Consider the following 1,770-nt stretch of genomic DNA (forward strand, 5'->3'; position numbering starts at 1 on the left):
GCCCCATCCTGAAGATCGGCAACATTCTCCCGAGCGCCCCGCCCCGGCGGCTCAGCACGAGCCCCGTACGCGTGAACGCGGTTCTGACCCCCGCCTCCGCGGCCCGCTCCGCCTCGCCCTCCCACGCCGCGCACAGGCCGGCCAGGAACCCCTCGCCCCGGGCCGCGCTCTCGTCGATCACACGGTCGCCCGTGTCGCCGTAGAAGTCGACTCCCGACGCCGACAGGAGCACCCTGGGCCGCGTCTCGGCCTGGCGCAGCGCGTCGACGAGCACCCGGGTGCCCTCCACCCGGCTGGCGACCAGCTCCCGTTTGTACGCCTCGCTCCACCGCCGGTCGCCGATCGACGCCCCGGCGAGGTGCACCACGCCGTCGGCGCCCTCGAGCGCGGCCAGGTCGATCACCTGCTCGCGTGGCTGCCAGTACGCCTCACCGGCCTCGCGGGGCTCCCGGCGTACCAGCCTGACGACCTCCCGGCCCTCGGCCCGCAGCGCCTCGACCAGCGCCGAGCCGAGCAGCCCGGACGCCCCCGTCACGATGATCGCCATCATCCCAATGTACGCCGCCATCCTGCGTACGGCGTGCCACCGTTCCACCCGTGTTGCCCCACTCGGTCCGGGGCGTTCCCGGGTTCCGGTGTGCCCGCGTCGTGCGCGTACCGTGCGTCGCGGGGCTCACACGCGGACTCCGGGCGGCCCGTGGGGACCGCCCGGCGTCACGACACCCCGCGTGCTACGCGAGCCCGAGCTGGGCCTCGAAGCGGCCCTCCTCGAGACGGCGCTTGACCGTCGTCAGGAAGCGCGCCGCGTCCGCGCCGTCCACCAGCCGGTGGTCGTAGGTCAGCGCGAGGTAGACCATCGACCGCACGGAGATGGCCTCGCCCTCGGGCGTGTCGATCACGACGGGCCGCTTCACGACGGCACCGGTGCCGAGCATGCCCACCTGCGGCTGGTTGAGGATCGGGGTGTCGAACAGCGCGCCCCGGCTGCCGGTGTTGGTCAGCGTGAACGTGCCGCCCGTGATCTCGTCGGGCGTCACCTTGTTGGCGCGCGTGCGCTCGGCCAGGTCGGCCGTCTTGCGGGCGAGCCCGGCGAGGTTGAGGTCGCCGGCGTTCTTGATGACCGCCGCGATCAGGCCGCGCTCGGTGTCGACCGCGATGCCCAGGTGCTCGACGTCGAAGTAGGTGACCTCCATGGTCTCGTTGTTGATGGTCGCGTTGAGCTTCGGGTGCTGCTTGAGCGCCTCGATGGCGGCCATCTCGAAGAACGGCATGAACGACAGCTTGACGCCCTCGCGGCGGAAGAAATCGGCCTTCGCCTGTTCGCGCAGCCGCGCGATCTTCGTGACGTCGACCTCGACCACGGTGGTGAGCTGGGCCGCCGTCTGCAGCGATTCGACCAGCCGCTTGGACATCGTCTGGCGCAGGCGCGACATCTTCTCCGTGCGGCCGCGCAGCGTCGTGTCGACCTCCACCGGCTCGGGCGCCGTGGCGGCGGCCGGAGCCTGGGCCGCCGGCGCCGGAGCGGCGGCGGGCTGGGCGGCGGCGGGCGCCGGCGCGGCCTGGGCGGCCTTCTCGCGCTGCGCCTTGGCCGCTTCGAGCACGTCCTGCTTGCGGATGCGGCCGCCCACGCCGGTGCCGGTGATCGAGTCGAGGTCGACCCCGTGCTCGTTGGCGAGCTTGCGCACCAGCGGCGTCACGTAGGGGCTGTCGCCCGACGGGATCGGCGTGGGCTCGGCGGCCGGAGCCTGCTGCGCCGGCGCCTGCTGAGCG

Annotated in this window: 2 protein-coding genes; both read right to left on the bottom strand. The window is 73.3% G+C overall.

The features are described from left to right. A partial coding sequence (locus GUY59_RS46940) for an NAD-dependent epimerase/dehydratase family protein (RefSeq protein ID WP_161715142.1) occupies positions 1 to 547 on the bottom strand: 547 nt, incomplete at its 3' end. 184 nt (positions 548 to 731) lie between these two features. Beyond that, positions 732 to 1,770 (bottom strand): 2-oxoglutarate dehydrogenase, E2 component, dihydrolipoamide succinyltransferase (sucB, locus tag GUY59_RS46945; RefSeq protein ID WP_161715143.1); only part of this gene is annotated, 1,039 nt, incomplete at its 5' end.

Source organism: Nonomuraea sp. K271 (assembly GCF_009908215.1).
GTDB classification, from domain to species: Bacteria; Actinomycetota; Actinomycetes; order Streptosporangiales; family Streptosporangiaceae; genus Nonomuraea; species Nonomuraea longispora.